Source organism: Arthrobacter sp. UYNi723 (assembly GCF_054057635.1).
This window is the reverse complement of the sequence record NZ_JBSRZM010000019.1, coordinates 25,201-50,570: the sequence shown is the minus strand read 5'-3', so window position 1 is coordinate 50,570 and position 25,370 is coordinate 25,201. Positions and strand designations below refer to the sequence as shown.

At 65.9% G+C, this 25,370-nt stretch carries 22 protein-coding genes; 4 read left to right on the top strand and 18 right to left on the bottom strand.

Annotated features, from left to right (window positions below):
• Position 1: 1 nt before the first annotated feature.
• From ACVWY0_RS14920 to ACVWY0_RS14865, 12 genes are all read right to left on the bottom strand, one after another.
• Positions 2-631 carry a TetR/AcrR family transcriptional regulator gene (locus tag ACVWY0_RS14920; protein WP_485837375.1) on the bottom strand — a complete coding sequence of 210 codons (630 nt, stop codon included), beginning with the start codon at positions 629-631 and terminating at the stop codon, positions 2-4.
• 62 nt (positions 632-693) lie between these two features.
• Positions 694-1,401, bottom strand: a complete 708-nt coding sequence (locus ACVWY0_RS14915) for a DsbA family oxidoreductase (RefSeq protein WP_485837374.1) — start codon at positions 1,399-1,401, stop codon at positions 694-696.
• A gap of 157 nt (positions 1,402-1,558) precedes the next feature.
• Positions 1,559-2,089 carry a GNAT family N-acetyltransferase gene (locus ACVWY0_RS14910; RefSeq protein ID WP_485837373.1) on the bottom strand — a complete coding sequence of 177 codons (531 nt, stop codon included), beginning with the start codon at positions 2,087-2,089 and terminating at the stop codon, positions 1,559-1,561.
• A 22-nt stretch (positions 2,090-2,111) separates the two neighbouring features.
• On the bottom strand, positions 2,112-3,113 hold the full coding sequence (locus ACVWY0_RS14905; RefSeq protein WP_485837372.1) for a sugar phosphate isomerase/epimerase family protein: 1,002 nt from the start codon (positions 3,111-3,113) through the stop codon (positions 2,112-2,114).
• A gap of 1 nt (position 3,114) precedes the next feature.
• Positions 3,115-4,332 carry a Gfo/Idh/MocA family protein gene (locus ACVWY0_RS14900; protein WP_485837371.1) on the bottom strand — a complete coding sequence of 406 codons (1,218 nt, stop codon included), beginning with the start codon at positions 4,330-4,332 and terminating at the stop codon, positions 3,115-3,117.
• A 10-nt stretch (positions 4,333-4,342) separates the two neighbouring features.
• The gene (locus ACVWY0_RS14895) at positions 4,343-5,473 is read right to left on the bottom strand and encodes a Gfo/Idh/MocA family protein (protein WP_485837370.1); all 1,131 of its coding nucleotides are present in this window, start codon (positions 5,471-5,473) and stop codon (positions 4,343-4,345) included.
• Positions 5,470-6,234 (bottom strand): sugar phosphate isomerase/epimerase family protein, encoded by a 765-nt coding sequence (locus tag ACVWY0_RS14890; protein ID WP_485837369.1) that lies wholly within the window; start codon positions 6,232-6,234, stop codon positions 5,470-5,472. The genes ACVWY0_RS14895 and ACVWY0_RS14890 overlap by 4 nt, the downstream gene beginning before the upstream one ends.
• Before the next feature lie 51 nt (positions 6,235-6,285).
• Complete coding sequence (locus ACVWY0_RS14885; protein WP_485837368.1) at positions 6,286-7,179, bottom strand: carbohydrate ABC transporter permease; 894 nt, start codon at positions 7,177-7,179, stop codon at positions 6,286-6,288.
• Positions 7,179-8,153: a carbohydrate ABC transporter permease gene (locus ACVWY0_RS14880; protein ID WP_485837367.1), complete on the bottom strand. Its 975-nt coding sequence runs from the start codon at positions 8,151-8,153 to the stop codon at positions 7,179-7,181. The genes ACVWY0_RS14885 and ACVWY0_RS14880 overlap by 1 nt, the downstream gene beginning before the upstream one ends.
• Positions 8,154-8,162: 9 nt before the next feature.
• Positions 8,163-9,491, bottom strand: coding sequence for an ABC transporter substrate-binding protein (locus ACVWY0_RS14875; protein WP_485837366.1), 1,329 nt, complete (start codon positions 9,489-9,491; stop codon positions 8,163-8,165).
• Between the two features lie 87 nt (positions 9,492-9,578).
• The gene (locus tag ACVWY0_RS14870; RefSeq protein WP_485837365.1) at positions 9,579-10,388 is read right to left on the bottom strand and encodes a hypothetical protein; all 810 of its coding nucleotides are present in this window, start codon (positions 10,386-10,388) and stop codon (positions 9,579-9,581) included.
• A complete protein-coding gene (locus tag ACVWY0_RS14865; protein WP_485837364.1) occupies positions 10,385-11,467 on the bottom strand; it encodes a Gfo/Idh/MocA family protein in 1,083 nt (360 codons plus the stop codon). Before ACVWY0_RS14865 ends, ACVWY0_RS14870 begins: the two co-directional genes overlap by 4 nt.
• Positions 11,468-11,649: 182 nt before the next feature.
• On the opposite strand from ACVWY0_RS14865, the gene ACVWY0_RS14860 reads away from it, so the two are divergent.
• Complete coding sequence (locus tag ACVWY0_RS14860) at positions 11,650-12,861, top strand: ROK family protein (RefSeq protein ID WP_485837363.1); 1,212 nt, start codon at positions 11,650-11,652, stop codon at positions 12,859-12,861.
• Positions 12,862-12,867: 6 nt separating this feature from the next.
• Here ACVWY0_RS14860 and ACVWY0_RS14855 read toward each other — a convergent pair whose 3' ends face one another.
• Positions 12,868-13,827: a D-2-hydroxyacid dehydrogenase family protein gene (locus tag ACVWY0_RS14855; protein WP_485837362.1), complete on the bottom strand. Its 960-nt coding sequence runs from the start codon at positions 13,825-13,827 to the stop codon at positions 12,868-12,870.
• Between the two features lie 168 nt (positions 13,828-13,995).
• Here ACVWY0_RS14855 and ACVWY0_RS14850 point away from each other — a divergent pair, with 168 nt between their 5' ends.
• Complete coding sequence (locus tag ACVWY0_RS14850) at positions 13,996-15,192, top strand: MFS transporter (protein WP_485837361.1); 1,197 nt, start codon at positions 13,996-13,998, stop codon at positions 15,190-15,192.
• Between the two features lie 252 nt (positions 15,193-15,444).
• On the opposite strand, the gene aceB is transcribed toward ACVWY0_RS14850, so the two are convergent.
• Together aceB and aceA are read right to left on the bottom strand one after the other, a co-directional pair.
• Positions 15,445-17,097, bottom strand: a complete 1,653-nt coding sequence (gene aceB / locus ACVWY0_RS14845; protein ID WP_485837360.1) for a malate synthase A — start codon at positions 17,095-17,097, stop codon at positions 15,445-15,447.
• Positions 17,098-17,188: 91 nt separating this feature from the next.
• Positions 17,189-18,505, bottom strand: coding sequence for an isocitrate lyase (gene aceA / locus ACVWY0_RS14840; protein WP_485837359.1), 1,317 nt, complete (start codon positions 18,503-18,505; stop codon positions 17,189-17,191).
• A gap of 152 nt (positions 18,506-18,657) precedes the next feature.
• Here aceA and ACVWY0_RS14835 point away from each other — a divergent pair, with 152 nt between their 5' ends.
• Positions 18,658-20,172 carry a helix-turn-helix domain-containing protein gene (locus ACVWY0_RS14835; protein ID WP_485837358.1) on the top strand — a complete coding sequence of 505 codons (1,515 nt, stop codon included), beginning with the start codon at positions 18,658-18,660 and terminating at the stop codon, positions 20,170-20,172.
• Between the two features lie 109 nt (positions 20,173-20,281).
• Here ACVWY0_RS14835 and ACVWY0_RS14830 read toward each other — a convergent pair whose 3' ends face one another.
• Genes ACVWY0_RS14830 through ACVWY0_RS14820 form a run of 3 tightly spaced genes read right to left on the bottom strand, consistent with a single transcriptional unit; the run spans position 20,282 to position 23,434 of the window.
• Positions 20,282-21,307: a TAXI family TRAP transporter solute-binding subunit gene (locus ACVWY0_RS14830; protein WP_485837357.1), complete on the bottom strand. Its 1,026-nt coding sequence runs from the start codon at positions 21,305-21,307 to the stop codon at positions 20,282-20,284.
• Positions 21,300-22,769 (bottom strand): sensor histidine kinase, encoded by a 1,470-nt coding sequence (locus ACVWY0_RS14825; protein ID WP_485837356.1) that lies wholly within the window; start codon positions 22,767-22,769, stop codon positions 21,300-21,302. Before ACVWY0_RS14825 ends, ACVWY0_RS14830 begins: the two co-directional genes overlap by 8 nt.
• A complete protein-coding gene (locus ACVWY0_RS14820; RefSeq protein ID WP_485837355.1) occupies positions 22,766-23,434 on the bottom strand; it encodes a response regulator transcription factor in 669 nt (222 codons plus the stop codon). Before ACVWY0_RS14820 ends, ACVWY0_RS14825 begins: the two co-directional genes overlap by 4 nt.
• A gap of 263 nt (positions 23,435-23,697) precedes the next feature.
• Here ACVWY0_RS14820 and ACVWY0_RS14815 point away from each other — a divergent pair, with 263 nt between their 5' ends.
• On the top strand, positions 23,698-25,092 hold the full coding sequence (locus tag ACVWY0_RS14815) for an MFS transporter (RefSeq protein ID WP_485837354.1): 1,395 nt from the start codon (positions 23,698-23,700) through the stop codon (positions 25,090-25,092).
• Positions 25,093-25,370: the final 278 nt, after the last annotated feature.

Genomic DNA, 25,370 nt, shown 5'->3' with positions numbered 1-25,370 from the left:
CCTAGCTAGCGCGCAGGGGTGCGCCGTCGTCGTCGAACCTTGCTCCGGCGCCCAGCTGGATGAACCGCACGGTCCGGGCGATCCGGGCCTCAAGTTCGGCGGGCTCGTTGCTGCCGCGTGCGGCGCTGGAGGAGAGTGTGCCGTGGATGAGCTGCGCCTGCTGGCCAATGTCCGCTTGCGGCAGGTACCCCTGCGCCATGCCGTCCCGGAGGATGCCCTGCAGCAGGACGCTGAGTTCACCCACGTGGTCGGCCAGTTTCGCAAAGGACGACGGCGACAGTACCGCCGCCATCGCCGGTCCGGGCGGGAGGTGGCGTCGGCTGAGGTCCTCCACCTGGGTGCGCACGTACAGGGCCAGCCGTTCGACGGGGTTATCGAGCGCGCTCAGTGACTCCCGGAGTTCGGCGAGGAAGCGCTCGGTCTCATCCAGGGCGTAGGAGATCAGCAGTTCTTCGATGTCGGCGTAGTAGTTGTACACCGCGGTCCGCCCCACCCCGGCATGCCGGGCGACGTCCGTCATGGTCAGTCCGGGCAGGCCGTGGGTGAACAGGAGTTCCCCGAATGCTGTCAGGACCCGGCGTTGAGTCTCGGCGCGTTGCGCGGCGTTGTTGGCCGCCGAAATCCTGGGCATGCGGACACTTTACCGCGATGTGTCAGTAAACTCTCATCGGGCCGGTGTGTACGCCGGAACGTTCAGACCGCGCAGCCGTCCGGGCCGCAGGCCTCGCCGTTGTTGCCGTCCGCGGCGTTGACCAGCACCCGGGGGTTGGTCTCCTGCCACGCCTGGTTGAGCGCCGCCGTGAATGTTTCGGCAGGCTGGGCGCCAGACAGGCCGAACTTGCGGTCGATCACGAAGAACGGGACGCCCGAAATGCCGAGGGCGCGAGCTTCCTCGAAGTCGAAGCGGACGTCGTCGGCGTATTTGTCCGTGGTGAAGAGCTCGGCGACGTCATCGGTGTTGAGGCCCAGTTCCTGGCCCAGGGCGGTGAGGTACTCGGCGCTGCCGATGTCCTTGCCATGCTCGAAATGGTCGCTCAGCAGGCGTTCCTTCGCGGCATCCTGCTGTCCGTGCTGCGCCGCGAGGTGGATCAGGCGGTGGGCGGTGAAGCTGTTGGCCACCACCACCTGGTCGAACCGGTAGTCCAGGCCCTCGCCCTTGGCCTGCTCGGTGACGTGGTCAAACATCTGCGAGACCTGCGCCGGGGCCATGCCCTTGCGCGTGCTCAGATACTCCAGCTCGGTGCCGTCATAGTGCTCGGGAAGGGTGGGGTCCAGCTGGTAGCTGCGCCACTTCACCTCCACAGCGTCGCGGTGCGGGAACTCGGCCAGGGCCGCCTCGAACCGGCGCTTGCCGATGTAGCACCACGGACACGCGACGTCTGACCAGATCTCAATCTTCATGCTTGCCACAACCCCGCCTGCCCCGGGGCCATTCCGCGGCGGGGGTGTCAGATTGGTCACCATTGAGCGCCAACGGACACTTGAGGCCCTCAGCCGCGGGGCCTCAGGTGTCCCTTCGCGCTGGGTGTGGGCGGTGGGTGTGTCGCGTTGGGTGGGGTCAGACGGCGCGTTCGAGGACGAAGTCGTGCTCCACGGTGGTTCCCAGCCGGAAGGACTTGCTGCCCACCTTGTGGAAGCCGGACTTTTCGTAGAACCGGATGGCCCGGGCGTTCTGGCTGTTGACCCCCAGCCATACTCCGGCCGCGCCCGCTTCTGCCGCCGCCTGGAGGCTGGCGTGCATCAGTTCGCCGGCCGCGCCCAGGCCGTGGTGTTCGGGGTGGACGTAGCATTTGCTGAGCTCCATGGAGGGCAGGACTTTCAGCGCCGCCGCGACATCCGGATCCTCTGCTGGCCGGTTCACCAGCAGGCTGTAGCCGCGGAGCGCCCCGTCGGCGTCGATGACCAGGATGGTGACATCAGGATCCGCCAGGTACTCCCGGAAGTGCCATTCGCTGAGCGTGTTGGCCACGTGCGCGGCAATGTCCTCCGGTGACGACGACGGCGGGCACGCCAGCGGGAAGGTGACGGCCGCCAGGTCGGCGAGCGGGCCGGCGTCGTCCGCTGTTGCCTTTCGGGTGGTGTGGGTCATGCAGGGATTCTACGTGCGCTTCCTAGGGCTTCGTGCTGAAAGCGGCGTCGAAGCTGGTCTGGGAGGCGGGGAAGTCGAACTTCTTCAGGGCGGCGAGGGCTTCGGGGGCTCCGTGGAGGCGGTCCATGCCGGCGTCTTCCCATTCGACGGAGATGGGTCCGTTGTAGCCGGTGGCGGTGAGGGCGCGGAAGGATGATTCCCAGGGGACGTCGCCGCGGCCGGCGGAGACGAAGTCCCAGCCCCGGCGCGGGTCGCCCCAAGGCAGATGCGAGCCCATGACGGTGTTCCGGCCGGTGGGGCGCAGCTTGGTGTCCTTGCAGTCGACGTGGTAGATCCGGTCCTTGAAGTCCCAGATGAACGAGACGGGGTCGATGCCCTGCCACATGAAGTGGGACGGGTCCCAGTTCAGGCCGAACGCTTTCCGGTGGCCGATCGCTTCGAGGGTGCGGACGGTGGTCCAGTAGTCGTAGGCGATCTCGGAGGGGTGGACTTCGTGGGCGAAGCGGACCCCGCATTCGTCGAAGACGTCCAGGATGGGGTTCCAGCGGTCGGCGAAGTCCTGGTAGCCGGCCTCGATCACGGAGGCGGGGACGGGCGGGAACATGGCCACGTACTGCCAGATGGAGGATCCGGTAAATCCGACGACGGTGTCCACGCCGAGTGCCTTGGCCAGCCGGGCGGTGTGTTTCATTTCCTCGGCGGCGCGTTGGCGGACGCCCTCGGGTTCGCCGTCGCCCCAGACTTTCGCGCCCACGATCGCTTTGTGCCGGAAGTCGATGGGGTCATCGCACACGGCCTGGCCCTTGAGGTGGTTGGAGATGGCCCAGACCTTGAGGTTGTACTTGTCCAGGACGGCGAGCTTGGACTCGACGTAGCCGGGTTCGTCCCAGCGCCAGGCGTCCAGGTGGTCCCCGGACACGGCGATTTCCAGGCCGTCGTAGCCCCAGCCGGAGGCCAGGCATGCGACTTCCTCGAAGGGGAGGTCGGCCCACTGGCCGGTGAACAGGGTATAGGGGCGGGGCATGTCAGGCTCCTTCAGGAGTTGCGGTCAGGGCTGTCGGCATGCCGACCGGGGTGCCGGCTAGTTGGATGATGGAACTTTTCGCGGCGGCGGATTCTTCCACCGCATTCAGGATGCGCTGGACGGTGAGGCCGTCCTCGAACGACGGCGATGGTTCGGTTCCGGCGTCGATCGCCAGCAGGAAGTCGCGGACCTCGTGCGTGAAGGTGTGCTCCCAGCCGATGATGTGGCCCTGAGGCCACCACGCTTCAAGGTACGGATGCTCGGGTTCGTTGACTAGGATACGGCGGAAGCCCTGCTCGCGGGCTGGGGCCGTGGCGTCCAGGAAACCGAGTTCGTTCAGGTTCTCCAGATCGAAGAGGATGGCGCCCTTTTCCCCGTAGATCTCCAGTTTCAGCGAGTTCTTCCGGCCGGTGGCTACCCGGGAGACCTCCACGGAGGCGATTGCTCCGGAGGAGAGGGACAGCGTTGCCCAAGCGGCGTCGTCGACCGTTACTTCCTCCAGCCCGGCCGCTCCGGGGCGGTGTGTGGTGAACGTGTGCGTCCGGCCGGACACTTCGGTGACGTGGTCCCCGAGCAGGAACAGCACCTGGTCAATCGCGTGGGAGCCGATGTCCCCGAGCGCCCCCGAGCCCGCGGTCTCCCTTTTGAGCCGCCACGTCATGGGTGCGCTGTCATCGGCGAGCCAGTCCTGGAAGTAGGCGGCACGGACGTGGCGGACGGTCCCCAGCCTGCCCTCGGCAATCAGTTCCTTCGCGAGGGCCAGTGCCGGGACGCGCCGGTAGTTGAACCCCACCATGGACTGCACTCCTGCTGCCCGGGCAGCCTGCGCCGCTGCCGTCATGGCCTCGGCCTCGGCCAGGGTGTTGGCCAGCGGTTTCTCCAGCAGCACGTGCTTGCCCGCCTCGAGGGCGGCGATTGCGATCTCGGCGTGCAGCCAGCCCGGGGCGCAGATGTCAACGATGTCGATGTCATCGCGTTCGATGACTGTCCGCCAGTCGGTGGACGTTTCAGCCCAGCCGTACTTCCCGGCGGCCTCGGCAACCCCGGCGGCGTCCCGGCCCACCAGGACCTTCTGCTCAAACGCCGGGACATCGAAGTAGCTGGCGACGTTTCGCCACGCGTTCGAGTGGGCTTTGCCCATGAACGCGTAGCCGATCATCGCGACGCCCAGTTTTTTGAGTTCCGGGCGCGGATTGTTCGCTGGTTCGTGTGAGGTCATGGTGGGTTTCCTAGAGGGTAGCGGCTTCCGGCGCCCAGTCCTCAGGGAGGGCCGGGGATGCCGGAGCAGAGCTTTCGACGTCCACGAAAGTTCCGGATTCCATGGATTCGGTGATTGCGACCATGGAATCCAGGACGTGGTAGGCCAGGTTGCCGGTGGCGCGGTGGGGGACTCCTGCCCGGAGCGAGCGGGCCATGTCCAGGACGCCCATTCCGCGGCCGTTGGCAGGTCCCGTGGCCGGAACCGTGGTCCAGTCCTCGTCCCCGGCACGCCACAGCCGGATGTCGCCGTCGAAATAGTTGGGATCCGGCAGCGAGAGCGTGGCTTCGGTGCCGGTGATTTCCACGAATCCCATATGCACGCGCGGGGACTCGAAGGAGAAGACGCTGTGGGAGGACGCGCCGCTTTCGAACTGTGCCATGGCGGATACATGGGTGGGTACCTCGACGGTGAACTCCTCGCCGGCCTTGGGGCCGGAGCCGATGACGCGGACGTCCTTGGCCTTGGAACCGACGGCGGCGACCTTCCGGATGGACCCGAAGGTCTGGATCAGGGCGGTGAGGTAGTACGGACCCATGTCGAAGAGCGGCCCGGCGCCGGTCTGGAACAGGAAGGCCGGGTTCGGGTGCCAGGATTCCGGGCCGGGGGTCTGGAACGTGGTCATGGCGGTCAGCGGGGTGCCGATATCGCCGCGTTGGATGAGCCTCAAAGCGGTCTGCAGCCCCGCGCCGAGAAAGGTGTCCGGGGCGCAGCCGAGCCGGATTCCGGCGGCGTCGGCGGTTTTGAGCAGACCGAGCCCGGATTCGCGGTCCAGCGAAAACGGCTTCTCGGTCCAGACGTGCTTGCCGGCGTTGACGGCTGCCGTGGCCACTTCCACGTGCGCCGCAGGGATGGTGAGGTTGACGATGATCTCGACGTCGGGGTGGTTCAGCGCCTTCTCCGGCGCGCCCCATTCGGGGATGCCGTATTCCTTGGCGCGGGCCTCCGCCGCCTCCTCGAAGAGGTCCGCGATCACGAGGACTTTCAGGTCGGGGAAGACCGTGAGGTTGTCCAGGTACTGCTTGCTGATGTTGCCGGCGCCGATGACGCCGACGCCGACCGGGCCTTTGCGGGACGAGGCGGCGGTTGTGGGGGTGCTCATGCGCGTGCTCCTTCGGCTGCGTTGGTGGCGGAAGTGTTGCTGTTCAGGAAAGCGAGGCTTTCGGCGATGCCTTCAAAGATATCCCCGGCGTAGTCATCGAACTCCACCACGCCTACTTCCAGTGACGTGGCGGCGGCGATGACGTCCAAGACAGGGACGCTGCCCTTGCCGGCCGGCTGCTGTGCTTTCGTGTCGGTGTTCAGCGGGCCGTCCTTGATGTGGATGAACTTCACCCGGTCGCCGAGCTTGGTCAGGATGTCTACCGGGTCCTGGCCTCCGACGGCCACCCAGTAGGTGTCCACCTCCAGGACCAGTTCCGGGTCCAGCAGGGTTTCGAAATATTCCAGCGCGGTCCGGCCCTCGATGATGGACTCGAGCTCCCAGGCGTGGTTGTGGTAGCCCACGCGGATGCCGTATCCGGCGCCCTTTTTGGCGGCAGCGTTGAGCTTGACGGCCGTGGTTTGGATGTCCTCGGCGTTTTGCCAGTGCTCCGCCGGCAGGTAGGGGTCGATCACTGTGCTGATGCCGAGTTCCTTGGCTGCAGCGAAGATCTCGTCCTGGTCCTGGCTCAGCAGCGGTGCGTGGCCGGAGGGTGCGGTGAGGCCGTTCTCTTTCAGGGCAGCGCCGAGTTCCTTGGCGGTGGCCACGAAGTTGTAGGGCTCCACTTGGGTGAAGCCGATCTCCGCGACCTTGCGGATGGTGCCGGGCAGATCCTCCTGGATGGCGTTGCGCAGGGTGTACAGCTGGAGTGAGTAGGACATGGCGTTCCTTTGCGGGAGTTGGGGGTTCTGGAAGGTGGTTTTTTGGCAGCGTCAGCGGCCGGCGAGGGATCCGCCGATGCCGCCGACGCTGAAGTATTTGTTCAGGGTGGCGAAGACGATGATGGGCGGGAGCATCATGATCACGGCGAGTGCCATGACGCCGGACCAGTCGGTGAGGTTCTGCTGGAAGAAGGACTGCACGCCCATGGGGAGGGTGAAAATTTCGCTGGAGCGCAGGAACACGATCGCTACGAGGTAATCGTTCCATGCCAGGAGGAAGGAGAAGATCGCGGTGGAGAGAATTCCGGGGAGGGAGTTCCGCAGGACCACTTTTCTGAAGGAGCCGAAGACGGAGCAGCCATCGATCCAGGAGGCTTCCTCGAGGCTGACGGGAATGGAGTCGAAGTAGGCGGCCATCATCCAGGTGGCTACGGTCATGGTGGAGCCGACATAGATGATCGTCAGGCCCAGCAGGTTGTCCACCAGTCCCATCCCGGCGAACAGGATGAACAGCGGCACGATGGAGGTGATGATGGGCAGGGACTGCATGACGAACAGCAGCAGGGAGTAGCCGGAGACGGCCTTGCTGCGGCCGCGGGAGAGGACGTAGCCGGCGGGTGCGGCGACGGCGACTGAGACGACGACGGTGGCCAAGGTGGTGATGAGGCTGTTCTGCAGCCACGTCCCGGCGAGGGTGGTGGAGAAAACCCGGGTGATGTTTTCGAAGGTCAGGCCGGTGGTGGTGCTGTTCGCCGCGGGGGTAAGGGCCAGGAGGATGGTGACGATGATGGGCACCAAGACCACGGCGGTGATCAGCAGGATGGCGGTGAAGCGCCACCAGCGGCCGCGCATGCCTGCCTCGGAGAGCACGCGCTTGTTCGTGGCGGGCCCGGTGATGCCGAGTGCCGGGCCGGATTCGGGATGGGCGTGGAGTACTGCGCTCATTATTCGACGCTCGACTTTCGGATCTGGCGGTACAGGATGACCGAGATCACCACGAGGGTGAGGGTCATGAGGAAGGCGATGGCGACGCCGGGGCCGGTGGCGAAGTCCTGGAAGACGGTGCGGTAGGCCAGGACCACCAGGGAAGTGGTGGCGTCAACGGGGCCGCCGCCGGTGAGCAGGTAGATGGTGGGGAAGTCGTTGACGCAGAAGATAGTCATCAGGATCCAGCTGATGTAGGTGGAGCGGGCGATCAGCGGCAGGGTGATCTGGGAGAACTGCTGGAACCGGGTGGCGCCGTCCATGCTGGCGGCTTCGTAAACGGTGCTGTCCACGGAGGCCAGGGCGGCGGAGATCATCATCATCATGAACGGGAAGCTGACCCAGACCTTGAAGGCCATGACGGTCACCGCAGCCAGGGTGGGATCGGCCAGGAACAGCGGGGTTCCCATGCCGAGGTTCCGGAACAGGGACGGAATGAGGCTGTCCGGGGTGGCCACGAGCCAGTTCCAGGCGGTAGAGGAGACCACGATCGGCACCACCCAGGGCAGGAGCAGCAGGACCTTGAAGGTGTTGCCCGCCGGGATCCTGGTGCGCAGCAGCAGGGCCATGCCCAGGCCCACCAGCCAGGACCCGAAGACACCCACGATGGTGAACCATAGGGTGAACTGCGCGGCTTTCCAGAACGCCGGAGAGGACAGGACGGTGGTGAAGTTCTCGGTTCCGACGAAGTTTCCGGTCTCGATCAGGTTGCCGTCATGGGTGGCCTGGACGCCGGCGTGGAAGAGCGGGTAGCCGTGGATGAGCACGAGCAGGATGACGGAGGGAATCAGCAGCCAGAAGAACGTGCGGGTGGTCTGCGCCGATAGCTTGCTTTTGCGGTTCAGGCTGCTGTTGCGGGACCCGCCCCCGGGCCCGCCGGGGGCAAGCCCCCGGCGGGCCCGGGCCAGGCCGGACTGCGCTGTGGTGGATGACATGGCTGGCGCTTACTTCTTCAGGACAGACTTGAGGCCGGACTCGAAGGCCTGCAGGGCGGACTTGGCGTCGGTCTTGCCGGTCAGGACCGTCTGGGTGAACTGGTTCAGTGCCTGGCCGCCATCCAAAGCTGCAAGGTCCGCGTTGAGCGCAGTGCCCTGGGCGGCGAAGGTCTTGGCGATGGGCTGCCATTCCTTGATGATCTTGACGTTGTTGGCGTCCGCCGTGAATTCGGGCAGTTCGGTGATGGACTTGAAGACCGGCAGAGCGTTCATCAGCTTCTTCTGCCACAGTTCCTTGATTCCGCCCAGGTAGTGCACCAGGAACTCCTCCGAAGCCTCCTGCGACGGGGTGTTCTTGTACATCATGATGTTGTTCGGGAAGACCAGGCCGTGCTTGTCGCCGTGCGGGCCGGCGATGGGGCTGGCCACGGCGATGTCGCCCGATGTGTCCCCCACGCGCTCGGGAACACCGAGTACGTAGGGGCCGAAGGCCGCCTTGCCGTCCTTCCACTGGGCGTTGAGGTTCTCGGTGGTGTAGCTGACGGCGGCAGGGTCGATGATGCCGTTGGAAACCAGTTCCAGGAGGAACTCGACGGCCTCGACGTTGCGGTCGTTCAGGACATCGAGCTCGCCGTCCTTGGTGAACACGCCGCCGCCGTTGTTGACCATCATCATGATCATGGAGTGGTTGCCGATGTTGTTGCCCGCGCCGGAACCCGTGGCGAAGCCGAACGCGCCGAGGGACTTCAGCTTCTTACCCGCCTCAAGGAGGGTGGCCCAGTCCTTGGGTACCTCGACGCCCGCCTTCTCGAAGAGGGACTTGCGGTACCAGAACACGCGCATGTCCAGCTGCCACGGTACCGAAACATAGCCCTTGTCCGACTTGAACGGCTCCAGCACGCCGGGGAGGAAGTCGTCGAACTGGCCGTTTTCCTTGAGCTTGTCGATCACCTTGTCCGCGTACGCGATCTGGCCCTGCTGCTCAAACTGGAACGCCTGGAAACCGCCACCGGTAGACACCGCCGGCCCGGTCTTGGACGCAATGGCCGAGGAGAACGTCTGGTAGAAGTTGTTCCACTGGATGATCTGGTAGGAGGCCTTGCTGCCGTTGGCTCCGGAGAAACCCTCAGCGATGCCCTTGGCGGCGTCGTTGTATGCGGGGGTGGCCCAGGGCATGTCCCAGAACTTGATGGTGGAACCCGCGCCGCCGCCCCCGCCTTGGGACGCGGTGCCGCCGCCGCAGGCTGCCAGGAGCGGAACCGAGGCAGCAGCCGCGGTCAGGCCCAGGAAGCCCCGGCGGGAGAAAGCGGAAGATGCTGCGGAGGACTTGTTGGTCATGGTGTTTCCTTTCAGGATCCGGCCCGCTGAGGGCTGGCCGGTCCAACTCGACAATGAGTAAACGGAGATGGTGCTGGGGTGGTGCGGTTAGTTGGTGAGTTGATGGATGATTGCGTACAGTGCAGCGAATTGCCCGAGATCGGCGCTTTGGCTGCCCGACGCCACGTGGTCGCGGAGCCTCGTCCAGGTATGCCGGTGAGCTGTTTCGTAGATGGTGGGCAGGGTGGTGGCGCCGCCGGAGCTGACTGAACGGACCGTCGCCGGCCACGCGGCAGACGGATCGGGAAGCACGACGTCGGCACGCCCGGATGCTGTCAGGATGGAGACTTTTGCGGTGGCCGGCACTGCGGACGTCAGGACGCCGTGCAATACCAGGGGCGCACCGTTGGAAAGCCTGCCTGCCACCACGTAGCCGTGCGGGGTGCGTTGCACTGGCGTCCACGCGGACACCTCAACCCCGCAGGTGAGGATCGCGGCCAGGTGCTCAGTCAACAGCGCTGCGGCATCGCTTCCAGCCGCGGCATGTGCCACGGAGTCCACCAGGACGGCGTCGGCCAGATTCTTCGCCAAGAGGTCCCGGACGTCTTTTTGCCTCTCGGCCAGCACCGGATTTCCTGCCCACTGCTGGTCAAGGACCACTGCCGCGCCTTGCTCTTTTGCGATGGCGGCCAGCGCAGCAGGATCTTCAGCCTGCGGGTTGACTACTACGACCCCCTTGGCGCCGTGGCGGATAGCGGCGTCCGCACGTCCGGTCCAGCCTGCGGAGCCCGCAACGGCGACGAGGTCGACAGCAGCATCGGCGGGCTTGAGGGAAACAGGGAGGGAAGAGACGACGGCGGCGACGGCGCCTGCCGCGTCCGCGTCGGCGTCTGCCTGGACTGACAGCTGGGCGGTCATACTGTGGCCTCCTGGCGGGTTGCTGCTTGGACGTCCACGCGGGCGGCAGCCGCCTCGGCTATGGCCAGGGCGAACTCGAGGTCGTGGAGGAGGGTCTCACCGGAAGGGGCCTGGCCGTTACCCCTGGCCAGGTCTGCCAGGGCGCGCCATTCACCTTCGTAGCCGTTGTGGCCGAACGGGCCAAGGACAGTGGTTTTCCCTGCTTGGCGCAGCTGGGCCGTTGCCGAGCCGGCGTGCACGTAGGAGGGGGTGAAGTCGATCTTGAGGGCGGCGTCGTCACCGATGGCTTCGAACTCCCAGGCCGGCTCCCACGTGGCGTTCATGGCCGCCCGCAGTTCGATGGTGACGTGGCCTGCCCGGAGGGAGATCACGTAGCCGAAGGGCTTGACGATCTCGGCGTGGAGCACTTCCACGGCCGCGAAATCGGGGGTGAACCGCCGCGCCAGGGGCAGGTCATGGATAGCCAGGCCCATCACTCCGCCGGTGAGCATCGCCTTGATGACCTCCGGATCGGTGCTCGCACGTGGCGGCATGGGGGTGCGCCCCACGATCTCGGTGGCGAAGTCCTCGAACCTGGGATTGGGCGGCAGGACGATGGAGGACCTGATGGTGTGCACCTGTTCCGGGAGGTCGCCCCACGCGGCCTCAGCCGCGAGCCAGCCCGGATCGAAGGTGTGCATTGCTCCGACGATGATGGGGGTCCTGGTTTCAGCAGAGACGGCCGAGATGCTGGTGGCCTCGTCGCCGCTCATGGCAAACGGCTTCTCGCACAGCACTGCCTTTTTGCCTGCACGGCAGGCCGCGATGACCTGGGCGGCATGGAACTGGTGCGGACTGCAGATGGCCACCACGTCCACCGAAGGGTCCGCGAGCAGCTCCTCCATGCTGGTGCTGAAGGCTGCTCCCACCCGGTTCGCCACGGACTCCGCAACTGCGGGGTCAACGTCCATGATGTGACGGACTTTGAGGATGTCCTGCAGCCGGGCAAGGGATGGCAGGTGGATGGCCTGCGTTACCGGGCCGGCGCCGAGTATTCCGACGCCGAGGACGGCGGGTACTGCCTGGGATTGGCTCGACAAGCTCTTACCTCTTTGTAGTCGCGAATGGAGAAACCGGGCCAGTCCTGGAAACCCACGGTGGGGTGAGCCGGCTCACAACTCAAGCTAAAGGGACTTTTGTCGAACGTCAAGCAAAAGTTGCTATGTAGATGACATTCTTTTTTGGTGTGACACGCAGAAGATCCATGTGCTATCACTAATTCATGAGCTCAACGCCCGCTACTGACACGGTCGCCCCTGACAATGGCGGCAGTCTCTCCCGCGCCGGCGATCTCTTCCAGCTGCTTCGGGACGGCAAAGCACGGACCCGCGCGGAACTTGCCTTGAGTACGGGGCTTGCCCGTTCCACCGTGGCGTCGCGGATCGACGCGCTCATCCATTCAGGACTCGTGGGCCCGGCGGGGGAGGCGAACTCCAGCGGCGGCAGGCCGCCGTCGCGCTTTGCGTTCAACCCGGCGGCACGCGCCGTGCTGGCAGTCGACGTCGGCGCCACCCACGTCCTCATCGCTGTCACCGATCTCAGAGGACGCGTCCAGGCCGAACACCGACTCGCCCAGGATGTCGCCGAAGGTCCCGAAACCGTGCTGGACCGGGTGATTGAGGAAGGCCTTTCGCTTCTCGCGCAGGCAGGCAGTACCAAGAATGACCTGGCGGGCGTGGGGATCGGCCTGCCGGGTCCGGTGGAACATGCCACCGGAAGGCCGGTCAAGCCGCCCATCATGCCGGGCTGGGACGGGTTCAACGTCGTCAGTTACGTCCAGCGCTCGCTGCCGGTGCCCGTGCTGGTGGACAACGACGTGAACATCATGGCGCTGGGCGAGCGGACGGCGCACTGGCCTGACCACGAAAATTTCCTGTTCATCAAGGTTGCCACCGGCATCGGCTCAGGCATCATCAGCAACGGTGAACTGCAGCGCGGCGCCAACGGGACGGCGGGCGACCTTGGCCATGTCCGGGTCCCGCGCGGTGACGATGTGTTGTGCCGCTGCGGCAACTATGGCTGCCTTGAGGCACTGGCGTCGGGGCCGGCTGTGGCTGCGGACCTGACCAGGCAGGGTGTGGCTGCAGCCAACGGCAGCGATGTCCTGCGCCTGGTTGGCGAGGGTAATTTGCAAGCCATTCAGGCCTTGCGCCAGGCGGGCCGGGATGTGGGCGACGTGCTGGCTACCGTTGTGAACCTGCTCAACCCGTCTGTTATTGTCATCGGCGGCAGCCTTGGCCAGGCAGGCGAGCACCTGATGGCAGGTGTCCGCGAAGTGGTCTACCGGCGGTCCTTGCCGCTGGCAACCAGCCACCTGCGGATCGCTCTTTCCGTGGCCGGGGACCAGGCGGCGATTCTTGGTGCCAGCCAGATGGTGACGCAATACGTGTTGTCGCCTGCCGCCATTGAGGCAACGCTTCAGGCGGCCGGCTAGACCGTCTTACGCAGTAAGCACCCGCACCGGTGTTCCCTCCAGCCAGGCCTTGACGTCCTCGAACGCGCCACCGTAGAACTGCCGGTAGCTCTCGGCCGTCACGTAGCCGAGGTGCGGGGACAGGACAGTGTTGGGCGCGCTGAGCAGCGGGTGGCCCGCGGGAAGTGGTTCCTGGTCAAAAACGTCCAGGGCCGCGCCCCGGATCCAGCCCTCGTTCAAAGCCCGCACCAGGGAATCCTGGTTCACCAGCGGACCCCGCGAGGTGTTCACCAGGATGCCTTCCGGCCCCAGGAGCCGCAGTTCCGGCTCACCCACGATGTCCTCGGAACGGGGAGACAGCCGCAGGTGGAGGGAGACGACGTCGGAATTCCTGAAAAGGTCCTCCTTGCCGACCTTCTGGACTCCGCACTCGGCGGCGGCCTCAGCGGTCAGGTTCTGGCTCCAGGCGAGCACGTCCATGCCGAATGCCTGCCCGTACGCCGCGATCCGCTGCCCGATCTTGCCCAGGCCCACGACGCCCAGGGTCTTGCCGGACAGCTCCATCCCCACCGAGGTCTGCCACGTGCCCGCGCGCAGCGAGTTCTCCTCAGCCGGAAGGTTGCGGGCGATCGCGAGCAGCAACGCCCAGGTCAGTTCGGGCGCAGCGGTGGGGGACCCGGGCGTGCCGCACACGGTAATGCCGAGATCCGCCGCTGCGGCCAAATCGATGGCGGCGTTGGCCATGCCGGTGGTCACCAGCAGCTTCAGCCCCGGGAGCCGTTCCAGCACGGTGCGGGGGAACGCGGTCCGCTCACGCATCGCAACGACGATCTGGTAGTCGGCGAGCGCCGCGGCCAAGGCATCCTCGGACTGGAAGGGCTCGCGGAAGACGGCCGTTGAAACGCCGCACTGTTCCAGGGAGGACCAGTCGGCGAAACCGTGCGCCACGTCCTGGTAGTCATCGAGGATGGCAAGCCGTTGCTGCATGTGAAGTTCCTTCGTCCGGGGCGCGGCTTTGTATCCCGCACGTTGGGGCCGGCTGGTGTGAGCTTCATCGTATGCCAGGGCGCCATGACTCTGACTTTGGCGTCCGGGGCAATGCGCCGTGATAGCAATGGAAGTGATGAAATCCTATTTAGCCACCGCGGAAACCTCATGAGCGGACAGTTCTTGGCCAAAGTTCCCAAGGGCTGGATCCTGCTCGCTTGCATCGGACTGCTGGCGCTGAACCTGCGCGGGCCCTTCGTTGCCGTTGCCCCGGTGGTTGACCTGATGCAGGCCGACCTCGGATTTACCCCTGTGATGCTGGGCCTGCTGACCAGCATCCCGGTGCTGTGCTTCGCGCTCGCGGCGTCGCTGGCGTCACTGACCACACGGAAACTCGGCGCGGAGTTCGCCGTCTCCCTCACCATCCTTGGCGTCCTGGCAGGCGTGATTGTGCGCTCGGCGGGCGGCCCGGGACCGGTGGTGGTTGGCACGGTGATGATCGGCCTGGCCATCACGGTGGGCAACATCGCAGTGCCGTTGATTATCCGCCGCGACTTCTCCCCGTTGCGCCAAGGGACCGCCATGGGTGTGTACACGGCGGCGTTGAATATCGGATCATTCCTGACATCGATGGTCACTGCGCCCCTGGCCGAGCTGGCCGGTTGGCGGGTGGCTCTGGTGTCCGTGGGCATCCTGGCCGTCATTGCCATCGTTTTCTGGACCCTCGCCGTGGGCGCCCGCACGGCGTTTGTGCCGTCCCGCACCGTGGTGGCCGGCGGGCAGGAGCACCCGGCGGTCAGGGGGTCCGGCTGGATTACCGCCGGGCTCACCGCAGGCTTCGCCGGGCAGGCGTTTTCCTACTACGCGGTGACCGCGTGGCTGCCGAGCTACCTCAACGACGAGCTTGGGATGTCCGCCTCGGCGGCCGGGGCGGGTTCGTCGCTGTTCCAGATCTTCGCGATTGTTGGCGGCTTGGGGGTGCCGTTCGCTGCCAAGTATTTCAGTACGACGACGACGGCAGTCACCGTGGGGTTGCTGTGGACGGCCGTGCCGGCCGGGCTGCTGCTGGCGCCGGAGCTGTGGTGGCTGTGGTCCACCAGCGGCGGCATCGCGCAGGGCGGCGGGATCACGCTGATCTTCATCGCGATCATCAAGCTGGCCCGGGACCAGGTGTCCGCGGGCCGGATGTCCGCCACGGTCCAGGGGCTCGGTTACTGCTTCGGGGCGGTGGCCCCGCCGCTGGTGGGCTTCGTGCACGACGCCTCGGGTTCCTGGACCCCGGCGCTGCTGGTGATCCTGGGCTCGGTGTTGATGTTCTTCGTCTGCACAACCCTGGCCGTGCGGCTGGTGCCGAAAGGACGCTGACGCGTCCCGCCGTCGTACGCTCCTTCCCACGCGCCCGCCCGGACCGGCGCGAACGGACACTTGAGGCCCCAAACAACAGCGCGAACCGGCAGCTAATCCCCTCAAACCTTGGTTTTGGGGTCATTTGCTGCCGGTTCGCGCTGTGTTGGTGGTGTTCCGTCGCCGGGCCGGCTCCCCGGATCTCGGGGGTGCCTGTTGCGAAGGGCGTGCCTGCCCGGCGGACGGAAATCTATTCAGTTAGCCTGCTGCGGCCTAGGCCGCGGCGAGCTCCTCTTTGGTTGCCTTTTCGCGGGCCTCGGTGAGGTAGCGGGCGTAGGCGGGGAGGGTCAGGAAGGACGGGAAGTCCTGGCTGAGGGTGACTTCCTCGAAGATGTCGCGGGAGTCTTCGAAGCGGTCGCCGTCGAAGCGTTCCAGGCGTGCGAACTCTTCGTCGAGCAGTTCCTCGATCCACTGGTGCGTGATGATTTCGCCGCGATCGGTGATGGCGCTGGCGAACATCCACTGCCAGATCTGTGAGCGGGAGATTTCCGCGGTGGCGGCGTCTTCCATGAGGTTGTGGATGGCGACGGCGCCGTTCCCGCGGAGCCAGGACTCGATGTAGCGGATGCCTACTTCGATGTTGTTCCGGATGCCCTGCTCGGTGATGGTGCCTTCGGTGGCGGCCACGTTGATGAGGGCGCGGTCATCGGGGATGACGTCCTCGCGGGTGCGGTCCAGCTGGTTGGGGCGTTCGCCGAGGGTGGCGTCGAACACTTCGCGGCAGACCGGCACGAGGTCCGGGTGGGCCACCCAGGAGCCGTCGAAGCCGTCGTTGGCCTCGCGGGTTTTGTCGGCGCGGACCTTCTCGAACGCGTTGGTGTTGGCGGCCTCGTCCTTGCGGTTGGGGACGGCGGCGGCCATTCCGCCGATAGCCATGGCGCCGCGCTTGTGGCAGGCCCGGACCAGCTGCTCGGTGTAGGCGCGCATGAACGGCTGGGTCATGGTCACCTGGGCGCGGTCCGGCAGGACGAACCGGGGGCCGCGGGTACGGAAGTTCTTGATCAGGGAGAAGATGTAGTCCCAGCGGCCGGCGTTCAGGCCTGACGCGTGATCACGCAGTTCGTAGAGGATTTCCTCCATTTCGAACGCCGCGGTGATGGTCTCGATCAGCACGGTGGCGCGGATGGTGCCCTGCGGGATGCCCAGCAGGTCCTGGGCGAGGATGAAGATGTCATTCCACAGCCGTGCCTCGAGGTGGTTCTCGATCTTGGGCAGGTAGAAGTACGGTCCCTTGCCCTGGGCCAGGAGGCGGCGGGCGTTGTGGAAGAAGTACAGGCCGAAGTCCACGATGCCGCCGGCCACGGGGGCGCCGTCGATGATCATGTGCTTCTCGGGCAGGTGCCAGCCCCGGGGGCGGACCACGATGGTGGGCAGCTCGCCCGCCGGGCGGAGCTTGTATTCCTTGCCCTCGGGGGAGGTGAAGTCGATCCGGCGTTCCAGCGCGTCGGTGAGGTTCAGCTGGCCCTTGATGACGTTCCGCCACGTGGGGGTGGAGGAGTCCTCCATGTCAGCGAGCCACACCTTCGCGCCGGAGTTCAGCGCGTTGATGGTCATTTTCTTGTCCACCGGTCCGGTGATCTCCACCCTGCGGTCCTCCAGGCCCGGGGCCGGGGGAGCGACGCGCCACGACGGGTCGTTGCGGATGTCCTCGGTTTCGCGGAGGAACCTGGGGTCCTGGCCGCCGGCGATGTCCGCCCGGCGGGTCCGGCGTGCCTGCAGCAGTTCCTGCCGGCGCTCAGCCGTGGCCCGGTGCAGCTTGGCGACAAACTCCAGTGCATCCGGAGTAAGAACCTCGTCCTGCCGGCAAATAGGCTGCGCGGTCAAAGTGATCCCGTTGATGGTGAAGCTGTCAGTGAAGGTGTTCATTTCAGTCTCCTGGTGCTGTGCCCAACTGGGTAGCAGTAAGTGTCGTTTTGAGCCTCCAAAACGACACTTAGTGCTACTTACTTGGGGAAAATTAGTGGAACTGGCCTTCTTCGGTGGATCCCACCAGTGCCAGGGTTGATGCGTTCGGGTTGAGCGCAGTTGCAATGTCGTCGAAGTAGCCGGTGCCGACTTCGCGCTGGTGCTTGGTCGCGGTGTAGCCGCGGGATTCGGAGGCGAATTCCTTTTCCTGCAGCTCGACGTAGGCGCTCATGCCTTCACGGGCGTAACCGTGGGCGAGATCGAACATCGAGTAGTTCAGGGCGTGGAAGCCGGCCAGGGTGATGAACTGGAACGTGAAGCCCATGGCGCCGAGTTCACGCTGGAACTTCGCGATCGTGGCGTCGTCCAGGTGCTTGCGCCAGTTGAACGACGGCGAGCAGTTGTAGGAGAGCATCTGGTCCGGGAAGTCAGCCTTGACGGCCTCGGCGAACTTGCGGGCCAGCTCCAGGTCCGGGGTGCCCGTCTCCATCCAGATGAGGTCGGAGTACGGGGCGTAGGCCTTGGCGCGGGCGATGCAGGGTTCGATGCCGTTGCGGACCTTGTAGAAGCCTTCCGGGGTGCGTTCGCCGGTGACGAATTCCTGGTCGCGGGGATCGACGTCGGAGGTGATCAGGGTGGCTGCCTCGGCGTCGGTGCGGGCGATGACCACCGAGGGGGTGCCGGCGACGTCGGCCGCCAGGCGGGCGGCGTTCAGGGTCCGGACGTGCTGCTGGGTGGGGATGAGCACCTTGCCGCCGAGGTGGCCGCACTTCTTCTCCGAGGCGAGCTGGTCTTCCCAGTGCACACCTGACGCGCCGGCCTGGATCATGGATTTCATGAGCTCGTAGGCGTTCAGCGGGCCACCGAAGCCAGCCTCGGCGTCGGCAACGATCGGGACCATCCAGTCCTCAACGGTCTGGATGCCTTCGGAGAATTCGATCTGGTCCGCGCGGAGAAGGGCGTTGTTGATGCGGCGGACCACGGTGGGGACCGAGTTGGCCGGGTAGAGGGACTGGTCCGGGTAGGTGTGGCCGGAGTTGTTGGCGTCGGCGGCAACCTGCCAGCCGGAGAGGTAGATGGCACGGAGGCCGGCCTTGACCTGCTGCACGGCCTGGTTGCCGGTGAGTGCGCCCAGGGCGTTGGTGTACCCGCCGGTCTTGTGCTCTTCGGTGAGCTGCTTCCACAGTTTCTCGGATCCGCGGCGGGCCAGCGTGTGCTCTTCGGAGACACGGCCGCGGAGCTTGACGACGTCCGAGGCCTTGTAGTCACGGGTCACACCTTCCCAGCGGGGGTTGGCGGCCCACTCAAGCTCCAGGGCGGCGGCCTGCTCTTGGGGCGTCTGCTGGGTGGGCTCAAATGCTGCAGTCATCGTTGTCTCCTTGATTGAGCTCCGGGTGGTTATTTGCCGGCCGGAGCTGCTTCCTTGCAGTTCCGGCCGGCTACCCGGTGCGGTGTTTCTTTCCGTGATCACTACTTTTCAGCACTTCACAACACTTCTCTAGGGGAAAACACTGGAAAGAAATGCACTTCTTCGCGTATCCTCAAGAAATGACGCCTGGAAGCTGGAACCGCGAAGTCACACCGCCGCCGTCGTCCGCCGCCTCCCCGGAACTGGACGTCATCAGCCTGGGCCGCCGCGTGCGGCATCTGCGCAAGCAAGCCGGGTACACGCTCGATGACCTGGGCGCAGCCGTCGGGACCGCCCCCAGCCAGTTGAGCCTGATCGAAAACGGCAAGCGGGAGCCCAAACTTTCCCTGCTGCAGGGACTGGCCGCGGCCCTGAACGTGAGCATTGACCAGCTGCTTGGCGCCGAGCCGCCGAGCCGCCGCGCGGCCCTGGAAATTGAGCTGGAACGCTACCAGCGCGGGCCCCTGTACGAGTCCCTTAATCTGCCCAAAATCCGCATCAGCTCGCGGCTTCCGGTCGATGTGTTGGAGGCGCAGGTGGGGCTACTGCACGAGCTCGAACGCAAACTGAACGAGCAGGTGGCGACGCCGGAGGAAGCCCGCCGCGCGAACGGTGAGCTGCGTGCCATGATGCGTGAGCGCGGCAACTACTTCCCGGAGTATGAGGCCGAGGCGCAGAAGGTCCTGGGGCTGGTGGGTTACACGGCCGGGCCTCTGAGCCAGCACGTCATCGCCGACATCGCCGAGAAGCTCGGATTCACCCTCCATCACGTGAGCGACCTGCCGCATTCCACCCGTTCAGTGACGGATTTGAAGAATCACAGAATTTACCTGACGCAGAGCCAGCGGCAGGACCACGACCCCCGCTCGGTGCTGTTGCAGGCGCTGGGGCACTACGTCCTGGGGCATGAGACGCCGAAAAACTACGGCGACTTCCTCGGCCAGCGGGTGGCCACCAACTACTTCGCGGCCGCGCTCCTGCTGCCCGAGCAGGCCACCGTGGATTTCCTGCAGAAGGCCAAGGCTGCCAAGGAAATCGCGGTTGAGGACATCCGTGACGCCTTTGCCGTCTCCTACGAGACCGCCGCGCACCGCTTCACCAACCTGGCCACGAAGCACCTGGGCATCACCACCCACTTCCAGAAGACCCACAAGAGCGGCATCATCTACAAGGCCTACGAGAACGACGGCGTGACGTTCCCGATGGACCATACCGGCGCCATTGAAGGCCAGCCGTCGTGCAAGGCGTGGACATCGCGGGCAGTGTTCGATGTGCCGGACAAGTTCAGCGCGTACAGCCAGTACACCGATACTCCGTCCGGCACGTATTGGTGCACGGCCCGGACCGAGCGATCGGCCAGCGGCGAGTTCTCCCTGAGCATCGGGGTGCCGTACCAGCACGTGAAATGGTTCCGCGGCCGGGAAACCACGGCCCGAGAAAAGTCCACGTGCCCGGACCCGAACTGCTGCAAACGTCCACCGGCCGCGCTGGCATCCGAGTGGGCCGGAAACGCCTGGCCGGCGGCTCGGGCCAACACGCACCTGCTGGCCGCGATGCCGCCCGGCGCGTTTCCCGGTGTGGACGAGACCGAGGTTTACAGCTTTTTGGCCGCGCACTCGGGGAGCTGACCAAACCCTCCATCAGCCCCTGCAGTCTTTCCCAGGACGCTCTCTCCCTTTCTTGGGGAAAGTGAGAGAGCGTCGGGGAATTTGCTGCAGCAAGTGATAGAGCGTTTCCTTACCCGTGGAGCTCCCGGTACGCTGCGGCGGCGCCGGGGTGCAGGGGCAAGCCGGCGGTGTTGATCAAGGTTTCGGGGCTCAGGAACTGGACCCCCAGGCTGGAGCGCGGGATCAGCTCCTCGGCGTGCCCCACCAGAAGTTCGACTGTCCGCTTAACCGTTCGGTCATCAAGATCGCTCCGGCACATCAGCAGGTTCGCTACGCCCACGGTCCACACGCCCGGAATGCTCGCGTAGGCGCCTGCCGGGATCAGCACCCGGTCGTAGAAAACGCCGTATCTGGCCCGCAGTGCCGGCAGCAGCGGGGACAGATCGAGGAAACCCAGCCCGACGTCGTCGTGCGCGGCAGCAATGGCCGCGGTAGGCACGCCGCCTGACCAGAACAACGCGTCCACCGTTCCGTCCCGCAGAGCCGCGAGGCCCTCATTCAGGCCGAGGCTCAGCACTGTGACGCCGCCGGCGGTGCCGGCAGTGGTGCTCAGCCCGGCAGCCTCGAGCAGCCGCGGAGTGGTCAGCGACGTCCCCGAGCCGGGCTCGCCGACAGCCACGGTCCGGCCGGCAAGCGCGCCGATGTCCCGGATCCCGCTGTTTTGCCTGATGACGCAGTGGACGTAGTTTTCGTACACCTTTCCGACGGCTGAAAGTCCGACGGCGGGCGGGTCACCCACCGCTGTGCGGTGGGCCGCTGAGTCCGCGAGCGCGACGGCGAACGTGGCTTTCCCGGTCAGCAGATGTTCGAGGTTGTCCAGGCTGCCGCCGGTAGTCAGGGCCGTGGCTTGGCCGGCAACGCCGTGACGCTGGAGGGACGCCGCCAGCAGTTCGGCGAATTCCAGGTAGAAGCCTCCGGGCTCGCCACCGGCCACGGTCACGGTTCCCGGGCGGTCCGTCGGCGTGCACGCACCCAGGGCCGGCAGGAGCAGTCCGGACAACCCGGCCGCGAGTCCGGCCTTGAGGACGGTTCGCCGCGGGGGACTTGGGGGCAGGGCCCGTGCTCCGGTCAGGCGCCCCCCGAACAGGTCAGCCACGCGGAGCCGCCTGCTCCGGCCCGGCCTGCTCCGGCCCCGCAAAAGGCCCTGGCACATCCCCGGCACGCGGAAACTCGAGGCGCGCGATCAGGCCATGCGGCGAGGCGTCCACAAGCACCAGCCGGCCACCGTTGGCGGCTGCCAGCTTGTCCACGATGGTCATGCCCAAGCCGGTGCCGCGGATCGTCCGGTGCGCCGGGGACCGCCAGAAACGGCTGGTGGCCGCAGTCCGTTCGTCGGCGGAAAGCCCGGGGCCGTCGTCGGACACTTCGATGGCCACCGTGCCTTGGCGCTCGCGGGCAGCAACCGAGATGTGGGCGCCGGGAGCGTATTTGATGGCGTTGTTAAGAAGTTCGCCCACCATCTGGGCCAGTTCCGCGGCGTTGCACGCGATGTGCACGGCGAGTGCTGGCGGATCTGCCAGCAGGATGGATGCTCCGCTGCGCTGGGCGGCCGGGCCCGCCCGTTCGGTTTCCTCCTGCAGGACGGGGAAGGGATCAAGGCGCGTCTGTGCCGCGGGCGACGGGGTTCCCAGCCGGCCCCGGGCGGAGTCCTCGGAGGCCCTGTGCTCGGCGGCCGCCAACCGAAGTACCCCGTCCAGAATCTCCTCCACACGTTCGAGCTCGGCCAGCACCCCTGCCGCAGCGTCGTGTTCCCGGGCGGTCTTCAGTTCCAGCTGCAGCAAATCGATCCTGAGCCGCAGCGCCCCCACCGGATTGCGCAGTTCGTGCGACGTGTCAGCTATCAGTTGCCGCTGGGAGTCGAGGCTGTGGCTGACGGTCTGCGCCATGGTGGTGAATGAACGGCTCAGTTCCCGAAGTTCCGGCGGCCCGGCCTCAGGAAGCTGTCCGGTCCGGCCTGTTGCCTCAAGCTCCGTGACGGCAGCATTCAGCCGATGCACGGGGCGCAGCACCCACTCGGTCACGCGGGCCGCACCCAGCAGAAGCACCGTAGCCAGGGCCGCCGCCGCCAATGCGACGATAAGCCACCGCTCCCTCAGTTTCTGCCGGGCCGCGTCCAGATTGACCTCAAGGACGGCCTCGCCCAGGACCTGGCTGGCGCTGCCGAAGGATCGGGAGATCACCTCGGAGGAAGGCCCGAACGGCTGCAGCGGGGCGAGCGTGGTGTCGCTGAGGTTCAGGTTCGCCCTGGCCACCGCGTCCCGGACGTCCGGCCGGTCCTCGCTCAGGCCGCCGGAGCGCAGGGTGCCCTGCTGGAGGCGGATCAGGACTCCCTCGCCGTAGAGTTCGGCATACCTGTCCATCTCCGTCTGCAATTGAGCGGTTTCGCCGGCGGAAGCTGCGTCGAACGCCACCTGTGCCAGGCGGTTGAGTGACGCGGCACGGTTGATCTGGAGTTCCTGGGTCAGTTCACGGCCGGCGGACGTCAGGATGGCGTTGGAGGCGATGATGACGATGAGCACCGCCAGGACACTCAGGATGCCCAGGACGCGCAGTTTCACGCCGGCTCCGCCTCGACCCGGTAGCCGACGCCGCGGACGTTGATGATGAAGCCCGGCAACTGGAGCTTCGCCCGCAGCCCCGTCAGGTGCACGTCAAGGGACCGGGATGAGGCCACGAAGGCGTCGCCCCACAGCGCGTCCAGGATCTGTTCACGTGTGACCACGGAGCCGGCGTGGCTGGCCAACAGTGCCAGCAGGTCGAACTCGGTGGCCGTCAACGGGAGCACCTCGGAACGGAGGGAAGCCACGCGCCGCTGGAGGTCGATCTCAAGATCACCCAGCACCACACTCTGCTGCCGCGAGCCGCTATAGCGGCCGGCACGCCGGGTGACCGCTTCGATCCGGGCAAGAAGTTCCACGAGCTTCACAGGCTTAACGAGGTAGTCGTCGGCTCCGGACCGCAGGCCGAGCACCACGCTGCGTTCGTCGTCGCGCGCGGTGAGAATCAGGATGGGCACCGGCGTGACCTGGCGCAGTTTCCGCAGTACCTCCAGGCCATCCATATCGGGAAGGCCGAGGTCCAGCAGGATCACTTTGAACTTCCGGTGGACCAGCAGGGCGTCGGCTCCGCGGGCAACCCGGGTGGGGTTGTGCCCCGCTGTCGCGACGGCGGCGGCGAGGGCGGACGCCATGGCGTCGTCGTCCTCGACGATGAGCAACTCCATGGCCTGATCCCTTATTCGCTGAGCGGGCACCTGCAACCTGCCCGCTTTGGAGATTACCCTTTCTCCCGGCGAAACCTAAGGAAGTGTTAGGAAATGGCCGCCCACGTTGGTTGTGCCCTGGATCACGAATAGCTTGAGTGCAGCGCTCCGCTCTGAGGGGCACTTCAACGTCGAGGAGGAACCATGAGCAATGCTGCCATGGACAGCACAAAAGTACGCCCGGAACGGTTACCGGTGGCCGCGCAGCCAAGGAAGGTGCAATCATGAGCACCCAGCAAGCCGTGATCCAAAGTGAGGCAGCGCACACCCGCAAGGCCGTGAGCAACATCCTCAAGGGTTCAGCGGGCAACCTCGTGGAGTGGTACGACCTCTACGTCTACACCGTCTTCGCGGCGTACTTCCAGTCGCACTTCTTCAATTCCCAAGACGACCTGCAGGCCGGGCTCGAGGCCATGGCCGTCTTCTCGACGTCGTTCCTGATGCGCCCGGTGGGCGCCTGGTTCTTCGGCCGCTATGCCGACCGCAAGGGCCGCAAGGCGGCCCTGACGCTCAGCGTGACGATCATGTCCGCCGGTTCCTTCGCCATCGCCATCCTGCCGACGACCCAGCAGATAGGCGTCTGGGCGCTGATTCTGCTGATCCTTGTGCGGCTGGTCCAGGGTTTCTCCGTGGGCGGCGAATACGGCACCAGCGCCACCTACATGTCCGAGGCCGCCACGTCCAAACGCCGTGGCTTCTTCTCAAGCTTCCAGTACGTCACGCTGATCGGCGGCCAGATGCTGGCCCTGCTGGTGCTCGTCATCCTGCAGAACACCATGGACAAGGGCGCCCTGACTGAGTGGGGCTGGCGCATCCCCTTCGCGATCGGCGGCGTCGCCGCGCTCGTGGTCCTGTGGCTGCGGCGCTCGATGGAAGAAACCGTGTCCGCCGAGCAGGTCGAGGCCGCCAGGGTTCCGGCCGCGGCCGGCGTTGCCCAACCCGGCACCATGAAGTTGCTGTTCACCCAGCACTGGAAGCCGCTGCTGATCTGCATCGGCGTTACCCTCGGCGGCACCGTGGCGTTCTACACATACACCAACTTCATTCTGAAGTTCATGAACGATACCTCCGGGATCGCCAGGACCGACACCTCCGTGATCAACTTCTGGGCGCTGTTCATCTTCATGCTGCTCCAGCCGGTCTACGGGATCATCTCGGACAAGGTCGGGCGCCGGCCGCTGCTGCTCTGGTTCGGCATCACGGGTGTGTTGTTCACCTGGCCGCTGCTATCCACCCTGTCTAACACCAAGGACCCGTTCACGGCATTCCTGCTGATGCTGGGCGGCCTGCTGATCGTCGGCGGCTACACCTCGATCAACGCCCTCGTGAAGGCCGAGCTGTTCCCGGCCTCCATCCGCGCCCTCGGCGTCGGCCTGGGCTACGCGATCGCGAACTCACTCTTCGGCGGAACGGTGCCGCTGCTCGGCGCCGCGTTCCAGAAGGCCGAGCGCGTGGACCTGTTCTTCACCTACGTCACGGTTGCCATCGCTATTTCGCTGCTGGTCTACATCTTCGCCCTGAAGAACAAGAAGACCACCCACCTGGACCGCGAACAGGGCGATGCGTGGAACCGGCCTGCAAAGGACGACGACAAGGACAAGGACCTCATCAACGCTTAGCGCTGTGGGCAGGCTCCAGTGAGCGGACGACGGCGGGTGGCCGCCCGCCGTCGTCCGCTCACCGCCCCTCACCGCTCACCGCACCCCGGACGCTCTCTCAGATAATGCGGCAAATCCCGGGACGCTCTCTCACTTTCTTGAGGAAAGTGAGAGAGCGTCCCGGGTTTTCTTGCGTTAAGTGAGAGAGCGCTTGGATGAGACCAAAATGAGTGCAAAGCGTGACCGTTCAGGCATCGTGTCGCGCCGCCGTCGCTGGTTCACTGGGAGCAGGCGGATTC

Coding starts and splice junctions, on each gene's coding strand:
- aceA (WP_485837359.1), bottom strand. CDS start 18,505: ATGACTGCAGCATTTGAGCCCACCCAGCAGACGCCCCAAGAGCAGGCC.
- ACVWY0_RS14860 (WP_485837363.1), top strand. CDS start 11,650: ATGAGCTCAACGCCCGCTACTGACACGGTCGCCCCTGACAATGGCGGC.
- ACVWY0_RS14835 (WP_485837358.1), top strand. CDS start 18,658: ATGCACTTCTTCGCGTATCCTCAAGAAATGACGCCTGGAAGCTGGAAC.
- ACVWY0_RS14880 (WP_485837367.1), bottom strand. CDS start 8,153: ATGTCATCCACCACAGCGCAGTCCGGCCTGGCCCGGGCCCGCCGGGGG.
- ACVWY0_RS14915 (WP_485837374.1), bottom strand. CDS start 1,401: ATGAAGATTGAGATCTGGTCAGACGTCGCGTGTCCGTGGTGCTACATC.
- ACVWY0_RS14870 (WP_485837365.1), bottom strand. CDS start 10,388: ATGACCGCCCAGCTGTCAGTCCAGGCAGACGCCGACGCGGACGCGGCA.
- ACVWY0_RS14910 (WP_485837373.1), bottom strand. CDS start 2,089: ATGACCCACACCACCCGAAAGGCAACAGCGGACGACGCCGGCCCGCTC.
- ACVWY0_RS14815 (WP_485837354.1), top strand. CDS start 23,698: ATGAGCACCCAGCAAGCCGTGATCCAAAGTGAGGCAGCGCACACCCGC.
- ACVWY0_RS14895 (WP_485837370.1), bottom strand. CDS start 5,473: ATGAGCACCCCCACAACCGCCGCCTCGTCCCGCAAAGGCCCGGTCGGC.
- ACVWY0_RS14855 (WP_485837362.1), bottom strand. CDS start 13,827: ATGCAGCAACGGCTTGCCATCCTCGATGACTACCAGGACGTGGCGCAC.
- ACVWY0_RS14885 (WP_485837368.1), bottom strand. CDS start 7,179: ATGAGCGCAGTACTCCACGCCCATCCCGAATCCGGCCCGGCACTCGGC.
- ACVWY0_RS14820 (WP_485837355.1), bottom strand. CDS start 23,434: ATGGAGTTGCTCATCGTCGAGGACGACGACGCCATGGCGTCCGCCCTC.
- ACVWY0_RS14890 (WP_485837369.1), bottom strand. CDS start 6,234: ATGTCCTACTCACTCCAGCTGTACACCCTGCGCAACGCCATCCAGGAG.
- ACVWY0_RS14875 (WP_485837366.1), bottom strand. CDS start 9,491: ATGACCAACAAGTCCTCCGCAGCATCTTCCGCTTTCTCCCGCCGGGGC.
- aceB (WP_485837360.1), bottom strand. CDS start 17,097: ATGAACACCTTCACTGACAGCTTCACCATCAACGGGATCACTTTGACC.
- ACVWY0_RS14920 (WP_485837375.1), bottom strand. CDS start 631: ATGCCCAGGATTTCGGCGGCCAACAACGCCGCGCAACGCGCCGAGACT.
- ACVWY0_RS14850 (WP_485837361.1), top strand. CDS start 13,996: ATGAGCGGACAGTTCTTGGCCAAAGTTCCCAAGGGCTGGATCCTGCTC.
- ACVWY0_RS14900 (WP_485837371.1), bottom strand. CDS start 4,332: ATGACCTCACACGAACCAGCGAACAATCCGCGCCCGGAACTCAAAAAA.
- ACVWY0_RS14905 (WP_485837372.1), bottom strand. CDS start 3,113: ATGCCCCGCCCCTATACCCTGTTCACCGGCCAGTGGGCCGACCTCCCC.